Here is a 20525-nt window from a genome sequence, read left to right as displayed (position 1 = left end):
CTGGCGGTTGTCGACCGCCACGTCTCAGGAAAGGACGAAGCATGGGGATCGCGGAACAAGGACAGCCGAAGTCCGGCGAAACCGGCTATACGGTGGCAGGCGCCGAGGCTAATGTCGCGCACATGAAGATACTGGTTATTGAAGACGACCTGGAAGCTGCAGCCTATATGACCAAGGCCTTTCGCGAGGCGGGCATCGTCGCCGATCATGCGAGCGACGGCGAAAGCGGGCTCTTCATGGGCACTGAGAATACCTATGACGTGATGGTCGTCGACCGCATGCTGCCGCGCCGGGATGGCCTCTCCGTCATCAGCGAGCTGCGCAAGCGCGGCATCGACACGCCGGTTCTCATCCTTTCCGCACTTGGCCAGGTCGATGACCGGGTGACGGGCCTACGCGCCGGCGGGGACGACTATCTGCCGAAGCCTTACGCCTTTTCCGAACTGCTGGCGCGTGTCGAGGTTCTCGGCCGCCGCAAGGGCAAGCCGGAGCAGGACATGGTCTACCGCGTCGGCGATCTCGAGCTCGACCGGCTTTCCCACGAGGTCAAGCGCGCGGGCAAGGAGATCCTTCTCCAACCGCGGGAATTCCGCCTGCTCGAATATTTGATGAAGAATGCCGGCCAGGTGGTGACCCGCACCATGCTGCTCGAAAACGTCTGGGATTATCACTTCGACCCGCAGACCAATGTCATCGACGTGCATGTCTCGCGGCTGCGCTCGAAGATCGAGAAGGATTTCGACCGGCCGCTTCTGAAGACCGTGCGTGGCGCAGGCTACATGATCAAGGACGAAGGCTGACATGCGGCTGAAGTCCCGCCTGGGCGTGCTGGCCAAGTCGACGGCTGTCCGGCTTTCGGCCCTCTACATCATTCTGTTCGCGCTCTGCGCCGCCTTCCTTGTCTTTTACGTCACGGGGCTCGCCGAGCGTATCCTGAACAACCAGACGCGCGAGGCCCTGCGCCAGGAAGTGACCGAAATCCAGGGCGCCTTCGAGCGCGGCGGCATCAACCAGCTTTTGCGGACCATGGAGCGGCGCGCCCGCCAGCCGGGAGCGAACCTCTATGTGATCGCAAGCCCCAATGGCGAGATCCTGGCCGGCAATGTCGCCTCCCTGCAGCCCGGCGTCTTCGACGAGGAGGGCTGGACCAATTTCCCCTTCCGCTACCAGCGATATACCGACAGTGGGGGCGTGAAGCGCCATCTCGCGACCGGTCATGTCTTCATGCTGGACAATGGCATTCGAGTGCTTGTCGGACGCGATCTCGGTGAGCCGGGCAAGCTGCGGCTTCTGGTGCGTCAGGCACTGATGGTGGCGCTGCTGATCATGGGGATCGGCGCGGTGGTCATCTGGTTTGCGATCGGCCGGAATGCCTTGAAGCGCATCGACAGGGTCTCGGCGGCAAGCGAGAAGATCATCTCCGGGGATCTCTCGCAGCGCCTGCCGGTATCAGGCTCCGGCGACGAGTTCGACCGGCTGTCGTCATCGCTCAATGGCATGCTGGGGCGCATCGAGCAATTGAACGAGGGCCTGAAGCAGGTTTCCGATAACATCGCCCATGACTTGAAGACGCCGCTGACGCGGCTGCGCAACAAGGCCGCAGATGCCCTGAACGAGGACGATGCGCAGGCCAAGAAGGCGGCGCTGGAGACGATCATCGCCGAATCCGACCAGTTGATCCGGACCTTCAACGCGCTCCTGATGATCTCTCGCGTCGAGGCAGGCTCGATAGCGGCCGAACTCACCGATATCGACATTTCCGCGATCGCGGCTGACAGCGCCGAACTCTACGAGCCGGTCGCGGAAGAGGCGGGGCAGACGATGGTCTGCGAGATCGCACCGGGACTTTCGGCGCGGGGCAATCGCGAACTCGTCGGCCAGGCGATCGCCAATCTGATCGACAATGCGATCAAATACGGCAGCCAAGGCGATGCGGGATCCGAAATCCGGGTGCGCGTGTCGCGCGGGAGCGATGGCCTTGAGATTGCGGTCTCCGACCAGGGACTTGGCATTGCCGAAGACAAGCGTGCCGAGGTCGTCAAACGCTTCGTGCGACTGGACAAGAGCCGCTCCAAGCCTGGCACCGGTCTCGGCCTGTCGCTCGTTGAGGCGATCATGGCCCTGCATGGCGGGCGGTTGGTTTTGTCCGATACCCGCAATCACCCCGATTACCCGGGCCTGACGGCCACCATGGTTTTTCCCGGGATGAAGCCGTAACCTGTTCCGGGTTGAGATTCGCAAGAAATCTCGGCCAGGAGAGGAGACGCTGATGGGGAACGGCAGGACGAGCAGATTGTCCGAGGTGGCCGATGGAGTGATCCGTCCGCTGAACCAGACGGAGCTAAAGGCGGCGGTAGCACTTCTCAAGGACCTGACCAAGCAGGAGCCGGCACTGGCCGAGCATCTGTCGACGGACGGTCCGCTCCGGAGCTTCGTGCTCTCGGCCTTCACGCTTTCGCCCTATCTGCGCGATGTCGCGAACCTCAAGCCATCATTGCTGCTTGAGGCTATCGCCTCTCCGTTGGAGCCGCAGATCCTCGACGCGATCGACGAGGCGCGTCATGCCTGGCGGCCTGACGTATCCGGTGCCGTCCCCGCCGAGGCTGAAGTCATGGCGCGGCTAAGGCGTGCCAAGCGCAAGGTGGCTTTCCTGACAGCACTTGCCGATCTCGCCCGTGTCTTCACCGCCCGCGACACGACCGCCTGGCTAAGCGCCGTCGCCGATGCGGCCGTCGCGGCAGCGATCGATCATCTGCTGCTTGCGGGGCATGACGGAGGCAAGCTGACGCTCAAGGATCGGGACAATCCGGCCGAAGGCAGTGGCTTGATCGTGCTCGGCATGGGCAAGCACGGCGCCCGTGAGCTCAACTACTCCTCCGACATCGACCTCGTGATCTTCTACGATCCGGAAGCCGGAATCCTGAAGGATCCTGACGACGCCATGGAGACCTATGGTCGGATGATACGCCGTCTCGTGCGCATACTGCAGGAACGCACCGCAGACGGCTATGTCTTCCGCACTGACTTGAGGCTGAGGCCCGATCCGGGCTCTACACCGCTTGCCGTACCGGTCGAAGCGGCGCTCATCTATTACGAGGGCAGGGGGCAGAACTGGGAGCGGGCCGCCTTCATCAAGGCGCGGCCGGTGGCCGGCGACCTGAAGGCAGGCGAGGGCTTCCTGCGCGAACTCGTGCCCTTCGTCTTCCGCAAATATCTCGATTATGCGGCGATTGCCGACATCCACTCGATCAAGCGTCAGATCCATGTGCACAAGGGCCATGGCGCAATCGCGGTGAAGGGCCATAACGTCAAGCTCGGACGCGGCGGCATTCGCGAGATCGAATTCTTCGCCCAGACCCAGCAGCTGATCGCCGGCGGCCGCATGCCTGACCTCCGCTGCCGCCCCACCGAGGAGGCGCTGAAGGCGCTCGCCTCCGCCCGCTGGATCGACGAGCAGACGGCGGACGAACTCACCGACTGCTACTGGTTCCTCCGCGATGTCGAGCACCGCATCCAGATGGTGCATGACGAGCAGACCCACGTGCTGCCCGAGACGGAGGCCGAGCTGAAGCGCATCGCCTTTATGCTGGGTTTCATCGACACGACGGCCTTTTCGCGCGCGCTGGAAACGGCGCTGAAGACGGTGGAAAAGCGCTACGCTCGTCTCTTCGAAAAGGAAGAGGGCCTATCGAGTGCGACCGGCAATCTCGTCTTCACCGGGCAGAAGGACGATCCGGATACGCTGAAGACCCTCAAAGGGCTCGGCTTCGAGCGACCGGAGGATATCTCGCGCGTCATCCGCACCTGGCATTATGGCCGCTACCGCGCAACGCAATCGGTGGAAGCACGCGAGCGGCTGACCGAGATGACGCCGGATCTGTTGAAGGCCTTCGGCGAGAGCCGACGGGCGGACGAGGCGCTGTTGCGCTTCGACAATTTCCTCTCAGGGCTCCCGGCCGGTATCCAGCTCTTCTCGCTGCTCGGCAACAATCCCGCCCTTCTCGACCTGATGGTCAACATCATGGCGGCTGCCCCGAGGCTCGCCGAGATCATTGCCGCGCGACCGCATGTCTTTGATGGCATGCTGGACCCGGGCCTCCTGGTCGAACTTCCCACCCGTGACTATCTCGGCAAGCGGCTGAAGAGTTTCCTTTCGAGTGCTAGGCATTACGAGGAAATCCTCGACCGGTTGCGCATCTTCGCCGCCGAGCAGCGCTTCCTCATCGGTATACGCTTGCTGACCGGCTCGATCGGCGGCGCCCAGGCCGGCCACGCCTTCACCGATCTTGCCGACCTTGTCATCGACGAAGCGCTGAAGGCCGTGGTGGCCGAGATGGAAGCTGCCCATGGCAAGATCCCCGGTGGGCGGGTGGCACTGGCCGGGATGGGCAAGCTCGGCTCCTACGAGCTGACGGCGGGATCCGATGTCGACCTGATCCTGCTCTACGAGCATGACGACGAGGCGGCAGAATCGGATGGTGCGAAGCCACTCGATCCGGTGCGCTATTTCACGAGACTGACCCAGCGCCTGATCGCCGCGCTTTCGGCGCCGACGGCGGAAGGTGTGCTCTACGAAGTCGACATGCGGCTTCGCCCCTCCGGCAACAAGGGGCCGGTCGCGACAAGGCTGAGGTCCTTTGCCCGCTATCAGCGCGAGGAGGCCTGGACCTGGGAGCACATGGCGCTTTCACGGGCACGCATGCTTTCCGGCGATCAGCGCCTGATCGGAGAGGCGGAGACGATCATCGAGGAGGTGCTGGCGGCGCCGAGCGACCAGGTGAAGACCGTCAAGGATGTTCTGGAAATGCGGGCGCTGATCGAGCAGGAGAAGCCGGCAAAGGATATCTGGGACCTGAAGCTCATTCCCGGCGGCCTTGTTGATATCGAGTTCATCGCCCAATATCTGGCGCTAGTGGCCCCGTCGAAGGGGCATCGCGTGCGGACCAACGAACTCTCGACCGCAGATGCGCTGAAGGCCCTAGGGGATCTCATCGACCCGAACGACCTCGACACCTGCCTGACAGCCTTGAAGCTCTACACCGATCTCTCGCAGGTCATTCGCCTCTGCATCGACGGCCCCTTCGATCCCTCGATCGTTCCGGCGGGCCTCACCGATCGCGTGGCACGAGCAGCCGACAGTCCTGACATGAAGACGGCCGAGGCCGAGATCAGACGGCTGTCCAAGGCTGTGCGCAAGGTGTTTTCGCGGGTGGTGGCCGCCTCGGCCTGAGAATTCCGGCTACTCCGCCGGCCGATTGCCGATCAGCCTGAGCGGCTTCAGCGCGAAGCCGACCAGCAAATTGAAGGTGGTGCGGTCGAGCAGGAAGACGAGCAGTGCTACAACGGGCCAGACGGCGCAGGCGAGGATGAAGGCGGTGAGCCAGTCGTCGATCTTCAGGTGCGCGAGCGTTGCGGCGGCGAGAAGCGCAAAGGGCAGGGCAAGCGGGAAGGCGACGCGGCGCAGGATGCCGCTCAATGTCAGGTGGCCGCCGAAGTCGAATAGCGAGCGCAGGGCGGCGGCTATTGCGGCACCGACGATGCCGAATTCCATGGTGAGCAGAACGAGCACACCGGCGAAGGGCAGGAGAAGGCCGAGATGCAGCTTGGCAATCAGATCCGGCCGGTGCTGGCTGTGGATCAGCCAGTAGGGCGCAAAGATCATCGAATTCAGCCAGATCGATGTCACGAGGACGGTCGCCGGCACGCCCGCACGATCGGCGAAGGCCTCGCCCAGCCAGAGGGTGAGCAGCGGATCCATCAAGAGGATCGTTGACGCGCAGATGCCGCCATAGAGGAGGGCGGTCACTACAAGGACGCGGGCGCTGAGAGCCTTCGCCTCTTCGGCCTCGGAGCTAGCAAGCCTTGGGAAGATCGCGCGCGAGATCGCTCCGGGGATGATCTGGCTGCGGGAGATCAGGTTGAGCGGCACGGCATAGTAGGTGACGGCGGCGACGCCGAAGAAACGGCCAACCATCAGCTGGTCGAGCGAACCGAGGATGGGGGTCAGCACCGAGGAGATCGTCACCCAGCCGCCATAGGAGAGGAGCTTGCGCGCCCGGTCCATGTCGAAATCGGTGATCCGGATCGGACCCTCGATCCGGTTGATGGCGACGAAGATGGCAAGCATCAAGAGCACGCGGGCGAGCACGGCACCTGGAATGACCGTGCCCAGATCCGGAGAGACGAAGACGGCGAAGGCGAGCGGCAGGATCTGCGCGAAGATTGCGCCCGAGACCTGCAGCGCATTGGCGAGCGCGAAATTCTCGCGCGCCTCGATCGCATCAATGCCGGCGCCGTTGAGGATGACGAGTGGCAGGAGAAGCGCGATCCAGGGCATGGCCGCCTTCACTTCATCCTCGATTTCGACCGGAACCTGCACCACGCCGCCGACGATATAAGAGCCAAGCAGATAGAGCAGGAAGGCGCCGAAGAAGGTCATCGACGCATTGATGGTGAAGGACGTGACGATGACGCGGGCGCGTTCGCGCTGGTCGGAATGGTCGAGGCGGGCCAGTGCATTGATGGTGGCGGGGGCAAGGCCAAGCTCAAGAAAGCCGAGATAGCCGATCATCACCCAGATCAGCGAAATGACGCCGTAGCGGGCATCGCCGACATAATCGATATAGACGGGGACCGTCAGGATCATCACCGGGATCGGCAACAGGGCGCCGATCAGGTTGATGATGAAATTGACATAGAGCCGATTGCGCGGCTTGCCTTCACTGGCCATTGCGGTCCCTGTTTGTCCCTCCGGTTTGTCACCGGACTGTCCCGAGCCTGTCATGGCCCGGCGACCCTTACGGATGGGTAAGCCCGGGCTTCTATTCGGCGGGAAGGGTTAAGGGCGGGTGAACGGGGCAGGCGGGCTTCACGCCCGCCGTTTGACGCTCTGGGCTGCCACGACGTCGGGGATGCGCAACGACACGACGGTGCCCTGACCCTCGCGGGAGCGGATCTTGAGCGAGCCGCCATGGAGAGCCACCAGCGAGCGGGAGATGGCAAGGCCGAGACCGGAGCCGCCCTTCGACTTGGCATACTGGCTCTGCACCTGTTCGAAGGGATTGCCAATCTTGCCAAGCGCGCTCTTCGGGATGCCGATGCCGGTATCGACGATGGAGACGATCACGGCGCCTTCCACCTGGCGGGCGCGGAGCGCAATCCGGCCGCCGTCATCGGTGAACTTCACGGCATTGGAGAGGATATTGAGCAGGATCTGCTTGATGGCGCGGCGGTCGGCGACAACGGAAAGACCGGGCTCGACGCGCTGTTCGACGGTGATGTTCTTCTCTTCTGCCGGGATCGCGGTGAGGCGCATGCTCTCTTCGATCAGCGGGCAGAGATCGATCGTCTCGCAGCGGATCTTCATCTGGCCTGCCTCGATCTTCGACATGTCGAGGATGTCGTTGATGACGTTGAGGAGGTGCTTACCGCTCTCGTGGATGTCTTTTGCGTATTCCTCGTATTTCGGCGAACCGACCGGGCCGAACATGCCGGCCAGCAGGATCTCGGAGAAGCCGAGGATGGCGTTGAGCGGCGTGCGCAGCTCGTGGCTCATATTGGCAAGGAATTCCGACTTCGCCTTGTTGGCGGCTTCGGCGCGCTGCTTTTCGGCGAGATACTTCTCGTTGGCGTCGGACAGCTCGGTCTTCTGGCGCTCAAGGATGCGCTGCGAGGCAGAGAGGTCACTGATCGTGTTCATCAGGCGACGCTCCTGGTCACGCAGGCGCTCCTGGTGGCGCTTCAGAAGCGTGATGTCGGTGCCGACGGAGACGAGGCCGCCGTCGCGGGTCCGGCGTTCATTGATCTGCAGCCAGTGCTCATCAGCGAGCTGCACTTCAGAGGTGCGCGAATTGGTGCCGTCGTCGGCATCTGCAATGCGGCGCTGGATGATCGGCTTGCGGGCGGAAGCCAGCACCAGGGAGCGCTCCTTGCCGGGCACGAGGACGTCGTCTGGCAGGCCGTAGACTTTCTGGAAATGGCCGTTCCAGGCCACCAGCTTGTCATTCTTGTCCCAGAGCACGAAGGCTTCCGACGTGCATTCGATGGCGTCAGCGAGACGCTGGTCGGCCTCGGCATAGCGCTGGGCAAGGCGGTGCTGCTCGGTCACGTCCATGGCAATGCCGATGACATGCAGGTCGCCGGTGCTGGACGAGATGATCTGGGCACGGGCGCGCATCCAGACGTAATGGCCCTGCGCATGGCGCATGCGGAAGATCTGGTCGATGTGGCGGGAGCTGCCGCGGCCGACGGAGCGGGCCAGCGCATAGAGGTTGCCGTCATCGGGATGCATCAGACGGGCAGCATCGGCAAAGGCGAGCGGCTGCGAGGAGGGAGCAAGGCCGAGCATCTCATACATAGAGCGCGACCACACGAGCTTGCGGCTTTCGAGATCGAAGTCCCAGAGGCCGCAGCGACCGCGGGCCAATGCCGTTTCGACGCGCAGGTTGGATTCAAGGAAGGTATCGTCCGCATCGCGCGCCCGCTTCACCTGGTAGAAGTAGGCGTAGAGGATGACGAAAAGGATCACCGAGATGCAGGTGAAGAGCGTGACGTTGAGCGAGAGTTCGCGGCGCCAGAAGTCTTCGACCGCCTGAAGCGAATGGGCGGTGACGATCATCGCACCATCGGTGCCAACAGGCGTGAAGATCGCGTGATGCAGGACGCCGTTAAGATCGGTCTCGATCGCGCCGGTGCGGCTGCCGGACTGGCGGATGGTCATGACCTCGGGCAGGAGGCTCGACAGCATCAGGCCGACCTGGGCTGCAGCCTCTGGCGAGGAGCCGAAGACCCGGCCTGCGGGATCGACGAGAAGGACAAAGGCGCCGTTCGAGAAATGCTCGCGATCTAGGAAGAGCGAGAGGCGCTTTTCGGCCTCGGTGCGGTCGCGCGTTTCAAACAGTTCCGGACGCTCTCCGAGGGCAGCATTCACGGTGGCTGCAATGAGCGCCGTCGACTGCCGGACGGCAGTCTCCATGCGCTGGTGCTCGTTGACGATACCGATCGTCCGGGCAAGCGCCACGACGGCAAGGAAGGCGAGGATCAGGACGGGAATGGCCCGGCGCAGGATCGTCTCGATGCGCCTCGACCGGACGGACGCCTGACCGGAAAGTGTCGGCGCGCCGCCGAAGAGCGTCTCGCCGAGATTTCGAAAAAATGTCCCCATGTCCGAAAATTTGATGCGCAGCCGCTCATCGGCTGCGGTGACCCGCCGCGCGTCCAACATCGTCCCTGCCTCTATCCCTCGTGTGATTCGAAGCGCCGCTCGCTCGAATCTGACGCCAAGGAATCATGGCCGATTCGCCTTGTCCAGAGCCGGTGGGTAAAGAAAATATTAACCCCTTGCTCCGACTCCGCTTTTTTATTGGCGCTGCGGCAAGAGACTGAATCTCATGGAAAAATGGGCAGCGATCCGGCTGCGGAAAAACCTCTGTGGACGAAAAAGGCGCCGGTTTTGCCGGCGCCTTTTGCATCGGGATAGAGGGGCGTCTCAGCCCTTCAGAATGCGGTCAACGATGTCGCGGACATCCGTCGAGAGCGAAGGCGAGGCTTCGATCGTCGCAAGCGCGGCCTGTGCCTTGTCGGCACGGCCGGGTTCCAGCAGGCGCCAGGAGCGCATGGCGGTCAAAAGGCGTGCGGCAAGCTGCGGATTGCGTGGGTCGATCGCGAGGATCTGCTCGGCGAAGAACGCGTAGGCAGCGCCGTCCGCGCGGTTGAAGCCGGTCGCATTGCCGAAGGCGAAGGTCCCGACCAGCGAGCGGACGCGGTTCGGGTTGGTCGGGGCGAAATGCGGGCTCTGCATCAGGGCCTTGACCCGGTCGAGGCCGGCAGAACCCGGGATGGTCGCCTGGATCGAGAACCACTTGTCCAGCACCAGAGCATTCGAGGCGAAGCGTGTCTCGAAGGCGGCGAGCGCCTCCTTCGTTTCGGTCGCATCGGGGAAGCGGTGGGCAAGGATGGTGAGCGCCTGAGACATGTCCGTCATGTTGTCGGACTTGGCAAAGGCATCAGCGGCCAGGGAAGGCGTGTTCTGCGCGAGCGTCAGGAAGGACAGGGCGATGTTTTTCAGCGACCGCTTGCCGGCACCGGCGGCATCGGGCGAGAAGGGGCCGCTTGCCGAATGGGTGGCGTGCAGCTTGGCAAACATGTCCGCGCCCGACGTCGCGATGGCGGTGAGCACAGCCTGGCGACCGGCATGGATGGCATCCGGATCGTTGTTGCCGCCGAGTTCGCGCGCGATATCAGCTTCGCTCGGTAGTGTGAGCGCCTGGGCGCGGAAGGCGGGCTCGAGCGCCTCGTCTGCGGCAACCGCGAGCAGCACGTCGACGAATGCGGCACTGGCTGTGACAGAGCCACCGTCGCGGGCGGTCTTGGCCGCATCGGTCAGCACAGGCAGTGCGAGGTCGGTGATCGCCTGCCAGCGGGCGAAAAGGTCGCTGTCATGGCGGGCGATATGGCCGAGGTCCTCAGTGCTCTGGGCGAAATGCAGCGTGACCGGGGCGGAGAAGCCGCGGTTGAGCGAGACGACCGGACGGCTGGTGATGCCGGAGAAGGTGAAGGTCTGGGCGCGCTGGGTCAGATGCAGAACGTCGCCGGAGACTTCGCCGCCGGAGATCGTCGACGCCGTGGCTTCCGCACCGGTTTCCGACAGCAGCGAGAAGCGCAGCGGGATGTGCATCGGCTCCTTGGCGCTCTGGCCGGGGGTCGCCGGGATCATCTGCTCGAGCGACAGCGTCAGCGTCTTGGCGCCCGCGTCATAAGACGAGGAGACGGTGATCTGCGGTGTGCCGGCCTGGTGATACCAGAGCGAGAACTGCGTCAGGTCGCGGCCGCTTGCATCCTCGAAGCACTTGACGAAATCCTCGACCGTTGCGGCATCGCCGTCATGACGTTCGAAGTAGAGGTCCATGCCCTTCTTGAAGCCGTCGCGGCCAAGAATGGTCGCGATCATCCGGGTGACCTCGGAACCCTTCTCATAGACGGTCGTCGTGTAGAAGTTGTTGATCTCGCGATACTTGGTCGGACGCACCGGATGGGCGAGCGGGCCTGCATCTTCCGGGAATTGTTCCGAGCGCAGATGGCGGACTTCGGCGATACGCTTGACCGAGCGCGAGCGCATGTCGGCCGAGAACTCGTGGTCGCGATAGACGGTGAGGCCTTCCTTCAGGCAGAGCTGGAACCAGTCGCGGCAGGTGATGCGGTTGCCGGTCCAGTTGTGGAAGTATTCATGCGCGATGATCGCCTCGATATTCGCGTAGTCCTGATCGGTCGCGGTCTCGGGGTCGGCCAGCACATATTTGTCGTTGAAGACGTTGAGCCCCTTGTTCTCCATGGCGCCCATGTTGAAGTCGGAGACGGCGACGATCATGAAGATGTCGAGGTCGTATTCGCGGCCGAAAACCTCCTCGTCCCACTTCATCGAACGCTTCAGCGCATCCATGGCGTAGGCCGCACGCGGCTCCTTGCCATGTTCGACATAGATCTTCAGCGCGACCTCGCGGCCCGACATGGTGGTGAAGGTGTCTTCGACGATGCCGAGATCGCCGGCGACCAGCGCGAAGAGATAGGACGGCTTTGGATGCGGATCGAACCAGGCGGCAAAATGCTTGTCCGGGCCGAAGCCGGCGCCGCCGAGGAAGTTGCCGTTGGAGAGCAGCAGCGGATTGGCGGCCTTGTCGGCGATGATGTTGATCGTATAGACGGCGAGCACGTCAGGCCGGTCGGGGAAATAGGTGATGCGGCGGAAGCCTTCGGCCTCGCACTGCGTCGCATAGATCCCGTTGGTGCGATAGAGACCCATCAGTTGCGTATTGGCTTCCGGATTGATCATCGTGACCACGGTGATCTCGAAGGGGGTGGATTCCGGCAGGTCGCGGATGACAAGGCTCTCGGGCGTCGCGGTGTAGCGCGCCGGATCCAGTTCGATCTGGTCGAAGAGCAGGCTCGTCATGGTGAGGTCGTCACCATCGAGCACCAGGGGCGCGTTCACATCGACGCCTTCGCGCCGGTGGAAGATCAGCCGGGCTTCCACCTTGGTTTCCGTCGGGTCCAGTTCGAATGTCAGATCAACCCGTTCCAGAACGAAGTCGGTGGGGCGGTAGTCTGCCAGATGAACGATCCGGCCCGTGTCTGTGCGCATTGTGTGTCCTGGTCGCTGCGGGGTTGGCCACCCCGGCACGAGCTGGAATGCTCGGAGCCGAATGGGGTCAAGTTGCCGGGGATGATTGCAGCAATTTCTGAACGATTGTTAAAACGCGAGCTAGTTTCGGCGATGCTCTTGGCAAGGCTTGCAATTTTCTTCGCCAAAACCACGCCAATGCCGGCCGAAATCCAAGAATAGTCAAAACTGATCTTGAGTTAGACAGAGGTCTCGGCTGTGCGTTTCGTCACTTCAGCCTGAGCTGCTGCCTCAGCTCTTCATCGCTATCCATGCTCTGAATGATCACGCCGGACCAACCGAGCCCGTCATAGTCCTCGTAGCCCAGCGTCTTGGCGAAGGCGACGATGGCGCCGCTCTGATCATAGTAGCTGCCCTTGGCGAGCTGCTGCGGATTGTTGAGCGCGAAATGGGTGTAGATCCGCTCGGGACGCGAGGAGGCAATCACCATATTGGCACCATCGAGCAACAGCACTTCGGTTTTGTCTACCACCTGCGGCGGAAGGTTCGCCTCTTTTTCGACGATCGCCTGGCCCTGGGCCTGCCAGTCAAAATAGACGCCGAGCGTGCCGACAAGCGCGCCATCCGTGCGTCCGCCTGCGCGGATGCCGGTGGCATAGACGAGGACATCGCGGTTGTCGTGGCAGCCGCTGCGCTTGACTGTGTCGACGATATAGTCGTCGCCGCTCCGGCAATCGCGCGCCGACCGGAACCAGGCTTCGGACGAGAGGTCCTTGTCCTTCAGGTTGCGCTGATAGCGCGGATTGGCGGATGCGATGACCATCCCCCGGGCGTCGGTCATGACGAGATCGAGATAGACGGTATAGAACCGGTTGATCACGCCGAGCCGGGCAGCCGCATGCTGGGCGCGTTCGGGCGAGGGCTGTTCGAGCGCTTGCCAAAGCGCGCTGTCGGTCGCCCACCAGCGCACATCGGCGGTGCGCTCGAAGAGGTTGCGGACGATGAACTGGACGAGCGTCTGGGCAAGGTCGATCAGTCTGACGCCTTCCATCTGCTCAACGAGATCGTCGGCCATGCTGCGGCTCTGGCGGATCCGGCCGAGCACGTTCTGCTGGAAGCGCTCGGCGGTTTCGCTGGCACCTTGCGCCAGGCGCTGAACTTCGTTGGCAACAACGGCAAAGCCCTTGCCGGTCTCGCCTGCACGGGCAGCCTCGATCAAGGCGTTGATCGCCAGCAAGCGGATCTGGCGCACGATGAGGGCGTTGTCGGTGCTGAAATGTTCGAGGTCTGAACCGATGCTTTCGGTGACCAGACGCATGGACCGGGGCGTGGCGCGTATCTCTGAAATCGGATTGGTCTGAGAAACGGCCTGCGGCATGGCGCCAAACCCCGGTTGAAAAGAGAACCTCGAAAAATTGCAGTCGATTGCCAATAAATATGACTTATTGGCAGGAAATATATTTTCCCTGTTAAACGGCTGGTTAACAAAAAATGGCGGAAAACTTGGGTTTTTACGGTCATTTCTGGGTGCAATGCCCGCAATTGCGGACTTGCGCCCTCCTGGTGGGCATGCAAGCTATTCCCAGATGATTCAAAGGCGATCGCCTTTGCCGCCCTCCCATTCACGGCGCGTCAGGCGCCCGCCGCATCCAAGACAGCAGTCACCATGGCCTTTGCCGACCCCAATCCCCTGCGCGGCATCGTGCTTAAAGTGTGCTCGGTTTCGGTCTTCGTCGCCATGCAGACCTGCATCAAGCTTGCCGGCAGCGGCATCCCGCCCGGCCAGATCAGCTTTCATCGCTCCGCCTTCGCGATCGTTCCGATCGTCGTGTATCTCGCGTGGCGCGGCGAGTTGCGGGTGGCCATGCAGACCGACAATCCGGTCGGACATGTGAAGCGCGGCCTGCTCGGCGTCTGCGCGATGGGGGCGGGCTTTTACGGGCTCGTGCACCTGCCGCTGCCGGACGCGATTGCCATCGGCTATGCCATGCCGCTAATCGCCGTTGTCTTTGCCGCGATCTTTCTGAAAGAGACGGTGCGCCTCTATCGCTGGACCGCAGTCTTCATCGGCCTTGTCGGCGTGCTGATCATCTCGCTGCCGAAGCTGACCCTGTTCGGCGACGAGGGCATGGGCTCGGAGGCCGCCGTCGGCGCGGTGGCTGTGTTGATCTCGGCAATGCTGGGAGCCGGCGCGATGCTGCAGGTCCGCCAGCTTGTGCGCGAGGAGAAGACCGCAACGATCGTGCTCTTCTTCTCCCTGACGGCAGCACTGCTTTCGGCGCTCACCTGGTTCTTCGGCTGGGCCGAACTGTCCTGGCGGGCGCTCGGGCTGCTCGCCATGGCCGGCTTCCTCGGCGGCCTTGGACAGATCCTGCTCACCGAAAGCTATCGCTTCGCAGACGTCTCGACGATCGCCCCGTTCGAATATATTTCGATCATCCTGGGTTCGATCGCGGCCTACATCCTGTTCTCCGAGGTGCCGACGGCCACCACATTGATCGGAGCGGCCATTGTCGTTGCCGCAGGCATCTTCATCATCTACCGCGAACACCAGCTCGGCCTCGAGCGCCGAGCCGCGCGCAAGGCATCGACACCCCAGGGCTGAGGTTCAGCGATCCGTATCGGCTATCGGCGAGGCATTGTCGGCACCCTGCATCGGCAGGATGGTCGCCTGGAAGTCTGACTTTTCGGCCGGCGTGACATTGTCCGGGCGTCGCGTGATGCGCCAGGCGGCGTAACCGGCATAAAGCGCAAAGGCCATGCCGAGGAACCCGATCAGCGCATTCGGCCCGAGCCACTGCATCAGTGTTCCGGCCATGATCGGCCCGGTGACTGTGCCCATGCCATAGAGGATCATGATGGCGCTGGAGAGGGTGACATATTCGTCCGGCTCGGCCAGGTCGTTCGCATGCGCCACGTTGAGTGAATAGACGGGATAAAGGACAGTGCCGACGAAGAAGCCGGCCACGTAGAGCGCGGCAGGATCCTCCGCGCCGAAACTGATCATCAGTCCGCAGGCGCCAACACCAAAGAGACCGGACGCGATCATCACCAGACGACGGTCCATGCGGTCCGAAATACGGCCGATCGGCACCTGGGAGAGCGCACCGCCGGCAAGGAAGGCGGCAAGCAGGGTGGCGCCTTGCGCCGTGCTCATGCCGATGGTTTGCGAATAGACGCCACCGAGGCTGCCCCAGGTGCCGGACAGGGCGCCTGACAGCAGCGACCCGAAGAAGGCGATCGGCGAGCGGCGATAGAGCCGCTTCAAGTCGAAGCGGGCTTCCGCAATCGGTGTCGGGGACTGGGCGGTGGAGAGCGCGACCGGGAAGAGCGCGAGCGAGAAGATCAGCGCGCAGATCATGAACAGGTCGGGCCCGTTCACGTCGCCGAGCGGCACGATATACTGGCCGCCGATCGAGCCGACGAGGCAGGTCACCATGTAGACGGAAAAGAGAGCGCCGCGATTGTCGTTCGTCACCCGCTCGTTGAGCCAGCTCTCGATCAGGAGATAAGCGCCGGCAATCGCAAAGCCCGACAGGCCGCGGAAGATCATCCAGGCCCACCATTCGACGACCAACGCGCAAAGCAGGATGGAGACTGTCAGCAGCGTGATCAGCGCGCCGAAGACGCGCACATGCCCGACACGCCGTACGAAGATCGGCGTGACGATGCAGGAGACTGTGAAACCAAAGGTATAGCCGGTGGCGATGACCGAGATGATGAAGGTCGACCAGCCCTCGTTCAGCGACCGGATCGGCAGCATGTAGCCCATCAATCCGAAGCCGGCCATCATCAATAGGGTCGACAGCATCAGGGTGGCGATCGATGCGAGACTGGACAGCATGGGGCCTCCCCGGGGCGCATTCTGGACCAGAATAGTGCCAGCATCGCCGGATGTGTGAAATGTTGAATACGACGCGACGCGGCGCATTGCGCGTGCAACACGCATCTTCCCGCGCCGATCGGTAATAAAGGATTGAAACGTCATAAGGAATTCGTTTACCTTGACAACAATCATGAAAAGAGAGGCACCGGACGTGGAGAAAGTGCCGGTCAAAGGGATCTGATGGCGCTGACAAGGGCGAAACGAGACATGACCGAACAGGGGCCAAGGCGCCCGCTTGTCGCGTCGCTCGTCGCCTTGGCTCAGCCGTCGATCGGATGCGGAGGCGTGTCATGACGCTTTCGTCCGCAGATATCGCCGGTCATCCGCAATTCATTCCGGCGCTGCGCGCCTATGCCGGTCAGCTGCGAAGTCAGTTCGACCAGAGCCCGCGCCTGTCGCGCATGCTTGCCTCGCATCAACGCTGGCTGCTCAGCCAGGCGGCCTTTGCCCTACAGCTTGAATATGATCCGTCGCAGCCGGGAAGCGGGCTGACCACCACCAATCTGCGGGAGATCATCACCTCCAACAATGCCGCGAGCCGCAACACGGTCCTGAACTTTCTCGATCAGTTGTTGAGCTATAAATTCGTGCGCATCGTCGGCGATCCCAACCGCCGGCCGAAGCGCTACGAGGCGACAGAAATTCCTACGCAGGCCATGTTTCAGTGGCTGGTGACCAATTTCGAACTGCTTGACCATCTCGATGGCGGCGACCGTGCCACAACGCTTCTCGCCCAGCCGGATCTCTTTCGCCTGATCCAGCCGCAGATCGCCCGACGGGCTTGTCTGAACCAGAGCTGGCTGGAGCCGCCGCCGCGGGTGGCGCTTTTCCTCTGGACCGAAGCCGGCGGCCTCGTGATGGACGAACTGGTGCGCCGCGCGATGGAGCTCGCTCCCGATGGTGAGGGCTACAATATCGGCCGGATCGATGCGCGCGTCATGGCCGAGCATTTCATGATCTCACGCACGCATTTGCAACGCCTCTTTCGCCGCGCGGTGGAGACCGGTTGTCTCCATTGGCCCGATGGCGACCGCAATCACTGCATCTTGCGTCGTGACTTTCTCGACGAGTATTGCGGCTGGCAGGCGATCAAGTTCTCGATCGTTGATTTCGCGCATGAAAAGATCTGCGGGCCCGTCCGCCTGGGAAAGCATGATCCGCGCCTCGGCGTGGCGCGCGAAGCTTGAGCCCTGAGGGCAGGGCCGGACGGGATCCTCTCGCCGCTACAACGACAAAAAGCCCGCACAGGTGCGGGCTTTGGCAGATCTTCCTGTTAATCGCTGTCTATCAGAAGCCGAGCGGCTGAAGCGCACGCTGTTCGCTGCGATCCTGCGCCTGCTGACGCTTGCGGGCGGCCTGAGACAGCTCAGCCGAGGCATTCACCGCATGGCCGATCTGGTGCATGGCCTGACGCAGGCTGCGGACGGGATGAAATGGAATGTTCATGGTCGTGTCCTCTGCTTTTGACGCATGGCAAATTTGATGCCCTTATTAGTTCAGTGATGAACCGTTATTGCAATGCACAATGCGGAAGGGCTGCTATGCGAAGGAAGCACGACGCGCGTTGAAGACGCGCGTGGTCATGCAAGAGGGAGCGCTTAGAAGCGGCTTTCGGCAAAGCTGTTGGCGGGGCGGGCGATGCGACCGGCATGGCCTGAGAAACGTGCGCTCAACTGCTCGACGGCAACGGAAGGGCTCGAGCGGTTATACGGGCTGCTGCTGCGGCCGTGTTCGCCGGCCAGGCGCAGGGTCTCGAACTTGCAGTGTATGGGGCGGGTCCGAAGGCTCACGGCGGTCTTCCTCGTAAAGTGTCCCTCCCACTTTGCATCCTCAATATCGCAGTGCAGCATAGATTCTGCAACCGGCGTGTTAGCGTGCCTGCCATGCATTTTGTGCATGGCAGATTTCATAATTTGTTTACATTGCCCGAAATTTAGTCGTTTGGCGGGGTCTGCAGCCGCTCAGAGAAGGCAAGCAGGTCCATCCAGGCGAGCGCCTTGCTGGCGGGAGCAGCCAGCAGCTCCTGTGGATGCAGCGTCGCCATGGCCTGAACCGCGTGGCCGCCGGCGCCAAGTTCACGCCATTTGCCGCGCAGCGCATGGATCGTGCCGGTTTCGCCGAAGAAGAAGCGGGCAGCAAAATTGCCCAGCACGAGAACCAGGCGCGGTTCAACGAGCGCGATCTGCCGCTCGATGAACGGCCGGCAGATGGCGGTCTCCGGGGTCGACGGCATGCGGTCGCCTGGCGGACGCCAGGGGATGACGGTCGAGATGACGACATTTTCGCGCGTCTGGCCGATGGCCGAAAGCATCCGGTCGAGCAGCAGGCCTGCGCGACCGGAAAATGCCAGTCCTTCGCGGTCATCATCGGCATTCGGCATCGGGCCGATCACCATGATGCCGGAAGAACCGTCGCCCTGTGCCGTGATCGTCGAACGTGCCGACGTCTTGAGATTGCAGCTGGTAAAGCCTTCGATGGCTGTTTGCAGCTCGGCCAGCGATCTGGCGCTTTCGGCCGCAAAGCGGGCTTCGGCAACGGCATTCTCGTCGGGGATCGCCGGCAGGGCCGAACCCTGGGACGGCTGCGCCCGCGCCGGCTGACGTTCAGACGAGGCGGCACTCCGCGAAGGCGCGACGCGAGCCGGCACCTGCGCCGACGATGTCTCGGCTGCAGGGCGCGCCACCTGACGCGCCGCCTTCTCTGCCGCAAAGGCTGCAATTCGGTCGACGGGATCGTCTTCCATGAGCCATTCGACGCCCGCTTCCGAATGGAATGCGAGAAGCGCTGCAAGCTCTGCGGGCGTCATGTCGTGGGCTTGGATCATGGCCCCGTTCTAGTGCCTTCGGCAGGCGGAAGGCAAATGGAAAGCGCGGAGGTGCGCCAGCGATTAGCCGTCATCTTGACGGTGGAGCGGTATGCCCCTCATCCGCCCTTCGGGCACCTTCTCCCCGCAGGCGGGGAGAAGGCCGATACGGCCGCCGCGGCGCTCCTCCCTCTCCCCGCTTGCGGGGAGAGGGTAGGGTGAGGGGCAGTGGAATGCGATGACGGCGCTCGTCTTCGGCGCCCTCATGAAGCGGACCTCACGCCACCCACTGCTCGATGTCGTCGCGTTCGCCGATCAGCGAAAGCCCGTGGGCGATCGAGACGAGTTCGCCGCCGGTCTCGATGCGGGATGCGTCGAAGCGGCGGTGGAAGAGGTCGCGCACGGCGGGCACAAAGGATGTGCCGCCGGTGAGGAAGATCTTGTCGATGCTGCCGGCCTCGGTGTTGGTTCTGGTCAGCACATCGTCGAGCGCCTCTTCCATGCGGGCGAGATCGTCGGCAATCCAGCTTTCGAAATCGCGTCGCGTTACGCGCTTTTCGCCGGCCTTGCCGAGCGGCGCGAAGCGGAAATCGGCCTCTTCGGCGGATGAGAGCGCCATCTTGGTGGCCGAGACCGCCTGGTAGAGCGGATAGCCTTCGTCATGGTCGATGAGGTCGATGAAGAGCTCCAGCTTCTCCGGCTCCTCGGCCTGACGCACCAGCGATTTCAGATCCGCGAACTCCTTCAGCGTCTTGAAGACGGAGAGCTGGTTCCAGCGCGAGAAGGCGAGATAGTAGTTGCTGGGCACATCCAGCAACTTGCCGAAGCTCTTGAACTGGCTGCCCTTGCCGATTTCAGGGGCAACCAGCTGATCGATGATGCGGGCATCGAACTGGTCGCCGGCGATGCCGACGCCGGACTGGCCGATCGGGGTTGCCTTCAGCTTGCCGGCTTCCGTCGAGAAGCGGATCAGCGAAAAGTCGGTCGTACCGCCGCCGAAGTCGGCGACCAGGACGGTGGCATCGCGCTTGAGTGTGCGGGCAAAGTAGAAGGCGGCCGCCACCGGCTCGTAGACATAGTGGATCTCTGGGAAGCCGAGCCGGGTCAGCGCCTCGTTGTAGCGGGTGACGGCAAGGGCCGGATCGGGGCTGGCGCCAGCGAAATGCACGGGACGGCCGGCGACGAGGCGCTTCGCACCTTCTGGCCAGCCCTCGCCACCATAGGCCTGCAGGCGCTTCAGGAAGACCTCCATCAGGTCTTCGAACTGGAAGCGGCGGGCATGCACAAGCGTGCCCTGGAAGAGAGCGGAAGCCGCGAAAGTCTTGATCGACTGCAGAAAGCGACAGTCGCCCGGATTGTCGATGAAGGTGCGGATGGCCGCCTGGCCCGCTTCCACCTTCAGGGCGCCTGCGCCGAGCTGCGGATCCTTGAGGAAGGAGAGCGCGGTGCGCATGCTGTCGGTGGTGCCGGCCGCAGAGGTGAAGGAAACCGAACGCGTGTCGTCTCCGTTTTCCGCGACGGCGATCACGGTATTGGTCGTGCCGAAATCGAGCCCAAGCGCTTCAGCCATGGCCATCGCTCCTTTTGTCTATGCCTGATTGTCTGTGAGAACCGGCGAGCCGGTCGTGCTCGGCGATGCCGAGACATGAAAGAGGGCGCCTGATGCCACAGGGGGGCGGCAAGGGCAAGCGACCTTTTTGTGACGTCTGTGTCGGAGCGCA

General features: G+C 62.8%; 14 protein-coding genes. 5 read left to right on the top strand and 9 right to left on the bottom strand.

The window, feature by feature from the left end; genetic code table 11:
• The first annotated feature begins 41 nt into the window (after positions 1–41).
• The 3 genes from C0V73_RS18790 to C0V73_RS18780 are packed head-to-tail and all read left to right on the top strand — an operon-like array spanning position 42 to position 5230.
• Positions 42–800: a response regulator transcription factor gene (locus C0V73_RS18790; protein ID WP_102021530.1), complete on the top strand. Its 759-nt coding sequence runs from the start codon at positions 42–44 to the stop codon at positions 798–800.
• Position 801: 1 nt separating this feature from the next.
• Positions 802–2217, top strand: coding sequence for an ATP-binding protein (locus C0V73_RS18785; protein WP_102021529.1), 1416 nt, complete (start codon positions 802–804; stop codon positions 2215–2217).
• A gap of 52 nt (positions 2218–2269) precedes the next feature.
• The gene (locus tag C0V73_RS18780; protein ID WP_102021528.1) at positions 2270–5230 is read left to right on the top strand and encodes a bifunctional [glutamine synthetase] adenylyltransferase/[glutamine synthetase]-adenylyl-L-tyrosine phosphorylase; all 2961 of its coding nucleotides are present in this window, start codon (positions 2270–2272) and stop codon (positions 5228–5230) included.
• A gap of 9 nt (positions 5231–5239) precedes the next feature.
• Here the strand turns inward: C0V73_RS18780 and C0V73_RS18775 are convergent, their stop codons facing one another.
• From C0V73_RS18775 to C0V73_RS18760, 4 genes are all read right to left on the bottom strand, one after another.
• Positions 5240–6730 (bottom strand): oligosaccharide flippase family protein, encoded by a 1491-nt coding sequence (locus tag C0V73_RS18775; RefSeq protein ID WP_172450228.1) that lies wholly within the window; start codon positions 6728–6730, stop codon positions 5240–5242.
• A gap of 138 nt (positions 6731–6868) precedes the next feature.
• Entirely contained in the window at positions 6869–9223 is a 2355-nt protein-coding gene (locus C0V73_RS18770) for a PAS domain-containing sensor histidine kinase (protein WP_102021526.1), read from the bottom strand.
• Between the two features lie 264 nt (positions 9224–9487).
• Positions 9488–12136 carry an aminopeptidase N gene (gene pepN / locus C0V73_RS18765; protein ID WP_102021525.1) on the bottom strand — a complete coding sequence of 883 codons (2649 nt, stop codon included), beginning with the start codon at positions 12134–12136 and terminating at the stop codon, positions 9488–9490.
• Between the two features lie 247 nt (positions 12137–12383).
• Positions 12384–13493 carry a methyl-accepting chemotaxis protein gene (locus C0V73_RS18760; protein ID WP_102021524.1) on the bottom strand — a complete coding sequence of 370 codons (1110 nt, stop codon included), beginning with the start codon at positions 13491–13493 and terminating at the stop codon, positions 12384–12386.
• 288 nt (positions 13494–13781) lie between these two features.
• Between C0V73_RS18760 and C0V73_RS18755 the strand changes: the two genes are divergently transcribed.
• On the top strand, positions 13782–14720 hold the full coding sequence (locus C0V73_RS18755) for a DMT family transporter (protein WP_102021523.1): 939 nt from the start codon (positions 13782–13784) through the stop codon (positions 14718–14720).
• 3 nt (positions 14721–14723) lie between these two features.
• On the opposite strand, the gene C0V73_RS18750 is transcribed toward C0V73_RS18755, so the two are convergent.
• Positions 14724–15959: an MFS transporter gene (locus C0V73_RS18750; protein WP_102021522.1), complete on the bottom strand. Its 1236-nt coding sequence runs from the start codon at positions 15957–15959 to the stop codon at positions 14724–14726.
• Positions 15960–16291: 332 nt separating this feature from the next.
• Between C0V73_RS18750 and C0V73_RS18745 the strand changes: the two genes are divergently transcribed.
• Positions 16292–17188, top strand: a complete 897-nt coding sequence (locus tag C0V73_RS18745; RefSeq protein ID WP_102021521.1) for a hypothetical protein — start codon at positions 16292–16294, stop codon at positions 17186–17188.
• Between the two features lie 100 nt (positions 17189–17288).
• On the opposite strand, the gene C0V73_RS23140 is transcribed toward C0V73_RS18745, so the two are convergent.
• From C0V73_RS23140 to C0V73_RS18730, 4 genes are all read right to left on the bottom strand, one after another.
• Complete coding sequence (locus C0V73_RS23140) at positions 17289–17447, bottom strand: hypothetical protein (RefSeq protein WP_172450227.1); 159 nt, start codon at positions 17445–17447, stop codon at positions 17289–17291.
• 152 nt (positions 17448–17599) lie between these two features.
• Positions 17600–17791 carry a hypothetical protein gene (locus tag C0V73_RS18740; RefSeq protein WP_102021720.1) on the bottom strand — a complete coding sequence of 64 codons (192 nt, stop codon included), beginning with the start codon at positions 17789–17791 and terminating at the stop codon, positions 17600–17602.
• A 143-nt stretch (positions 17792–17934) separates the two neighbouring features.
• The gene (locus tag C0V73_RS18735; RefSeq protein ID WP_102021520.1) at positions 17935–18825 is read right to left on the bottom strand and encodes a uracil-DNA glycosylase; all 891 of its coding nucleotides are present in this window, start codon (positions 18823–18825) and stop codon (positions 17935–17937) included.
• Positions 18826–19081: 256 nt separating this feature from the next.
• Positions 19082–20374 (bottom strand): Hsp70 family protein, encoded by a 1293-nt coding sequence (locus tag C0V73_RS18730; RefSeq protein ID WP_102021519.1) that lies wholly within the window; start codon positions 20372–20374, stop codon positions 19082–19084.
• Positions 20375–20525: the final 151 nt, after the last annotated feature.

It is taken from the genome of Rhizobium sp. TH135 (assembly GCF_002855515.1).
GTDB lineage: Bacteria > Pseudomonadota > Alphaproteobacteria > Rhizobiales > Rhizobiaceae > Allorhizobium.
Note: the sequence above shows the minus strand (reverse complement) of the source record. Positions and strands in the feature narration are given on the sequence as shown.

Excerpts from the sequence above, each read along its gene's own strand:
- C0V73_RS18790 (WP_102021530.1), top strand. The coding sequence starts at position 42 with ATGGGGATCGCGGAACAAGGACAGCCGAAGTCCGGCGAAACCGGCTAT.
- C0V73_RS18785 (WP_102021529.1), top strand. The coding sequence starts at position 802 with ATGCGGCTGAAGTCCCGCCTGGGCGTGCTGGCCAAGTCGACGGCTGTC.
- C0V73_RS18780 (WP_102021528.1), top strand. The coding sequence starts at position 2,270 with ATGGGGAACGGCAGGACGAGCAGATTGTCCGAGGTGGCCGATGGAGTG.
- C0V73_RS18775 (WP_172450228.1), bottom strand. The coding sequence starts at position 6,730 with ATGGCCAGTGAAGGCAAGCCGCGCAATCGGCTCTATGTCAATTTCATC.
- C0V73_RS18770 (WP_102021526.1), bottom strand. The coding sequence starts at position 9,223 with ATGTTGGACGCGCGGCGGGTCACCGCAGCCGATGAGCGGCTGCGCATC.
- pepN (WP_102021525.1), bottom strand. The coding sequence starts at position 12,136 with ATGCGCACAGACACGGGCCGGATCGTTCATCTGGCAGACTACCGCCCC.
- C0V73_RS18760 (WP_102021524.1), bottom strand. The coding sequence starts at position 13,493 with ATGCCGCAGGCCGTTTCTCAGACCAATCCGATTTCAGAGATACGCGCC.
- C0V73_RS18755 (WP_102021523.1), top strand. The coding sequence starts at position 13,782 with ATGGCCTTTGCCGACCCCAATCCCCTGCGCGGCATCGTGCTTAAAGTG.
- C0V73_RS18750 (WP_102021522.1), bottom strand. The coding sequence starts at position 15,959 with ATGCTGTCCAGTCTCGCATCGATCGCCACCCTGATGCTGTCGACCCTA.
- C0V73_RS18745 (WP_102021521.1), top strand. The coding sequence starts at position 16,292 with ATGACGCTTTCGTCCGCAGATATCGCCGGTCATCCGCAATTCATTCCG.
- C0V73_RS23140 (WP_172450227.1), bottom strand. The coding sequence starts at position 17,447 with ATGAACATTCCATTTCATCCCGTCCGCAGCCTGCGTCAGGCCATGCAC.
- C0V73_RS18735 (WP_102021520.1), bottom strand. The coding sequence starts at position 18,825 with ATGATCCAAGCCCACGACATGACGCCCGCAGAGCTTGCAGCGCTTCTC.
- C0V73_RS18730 (WP_102021519.1), bottom strand. The coding sequence starts at position 20,374 with ATGGCTGAAGCGCTTGGGCTCGATTTCGGCACGACCAATACCGTGATC.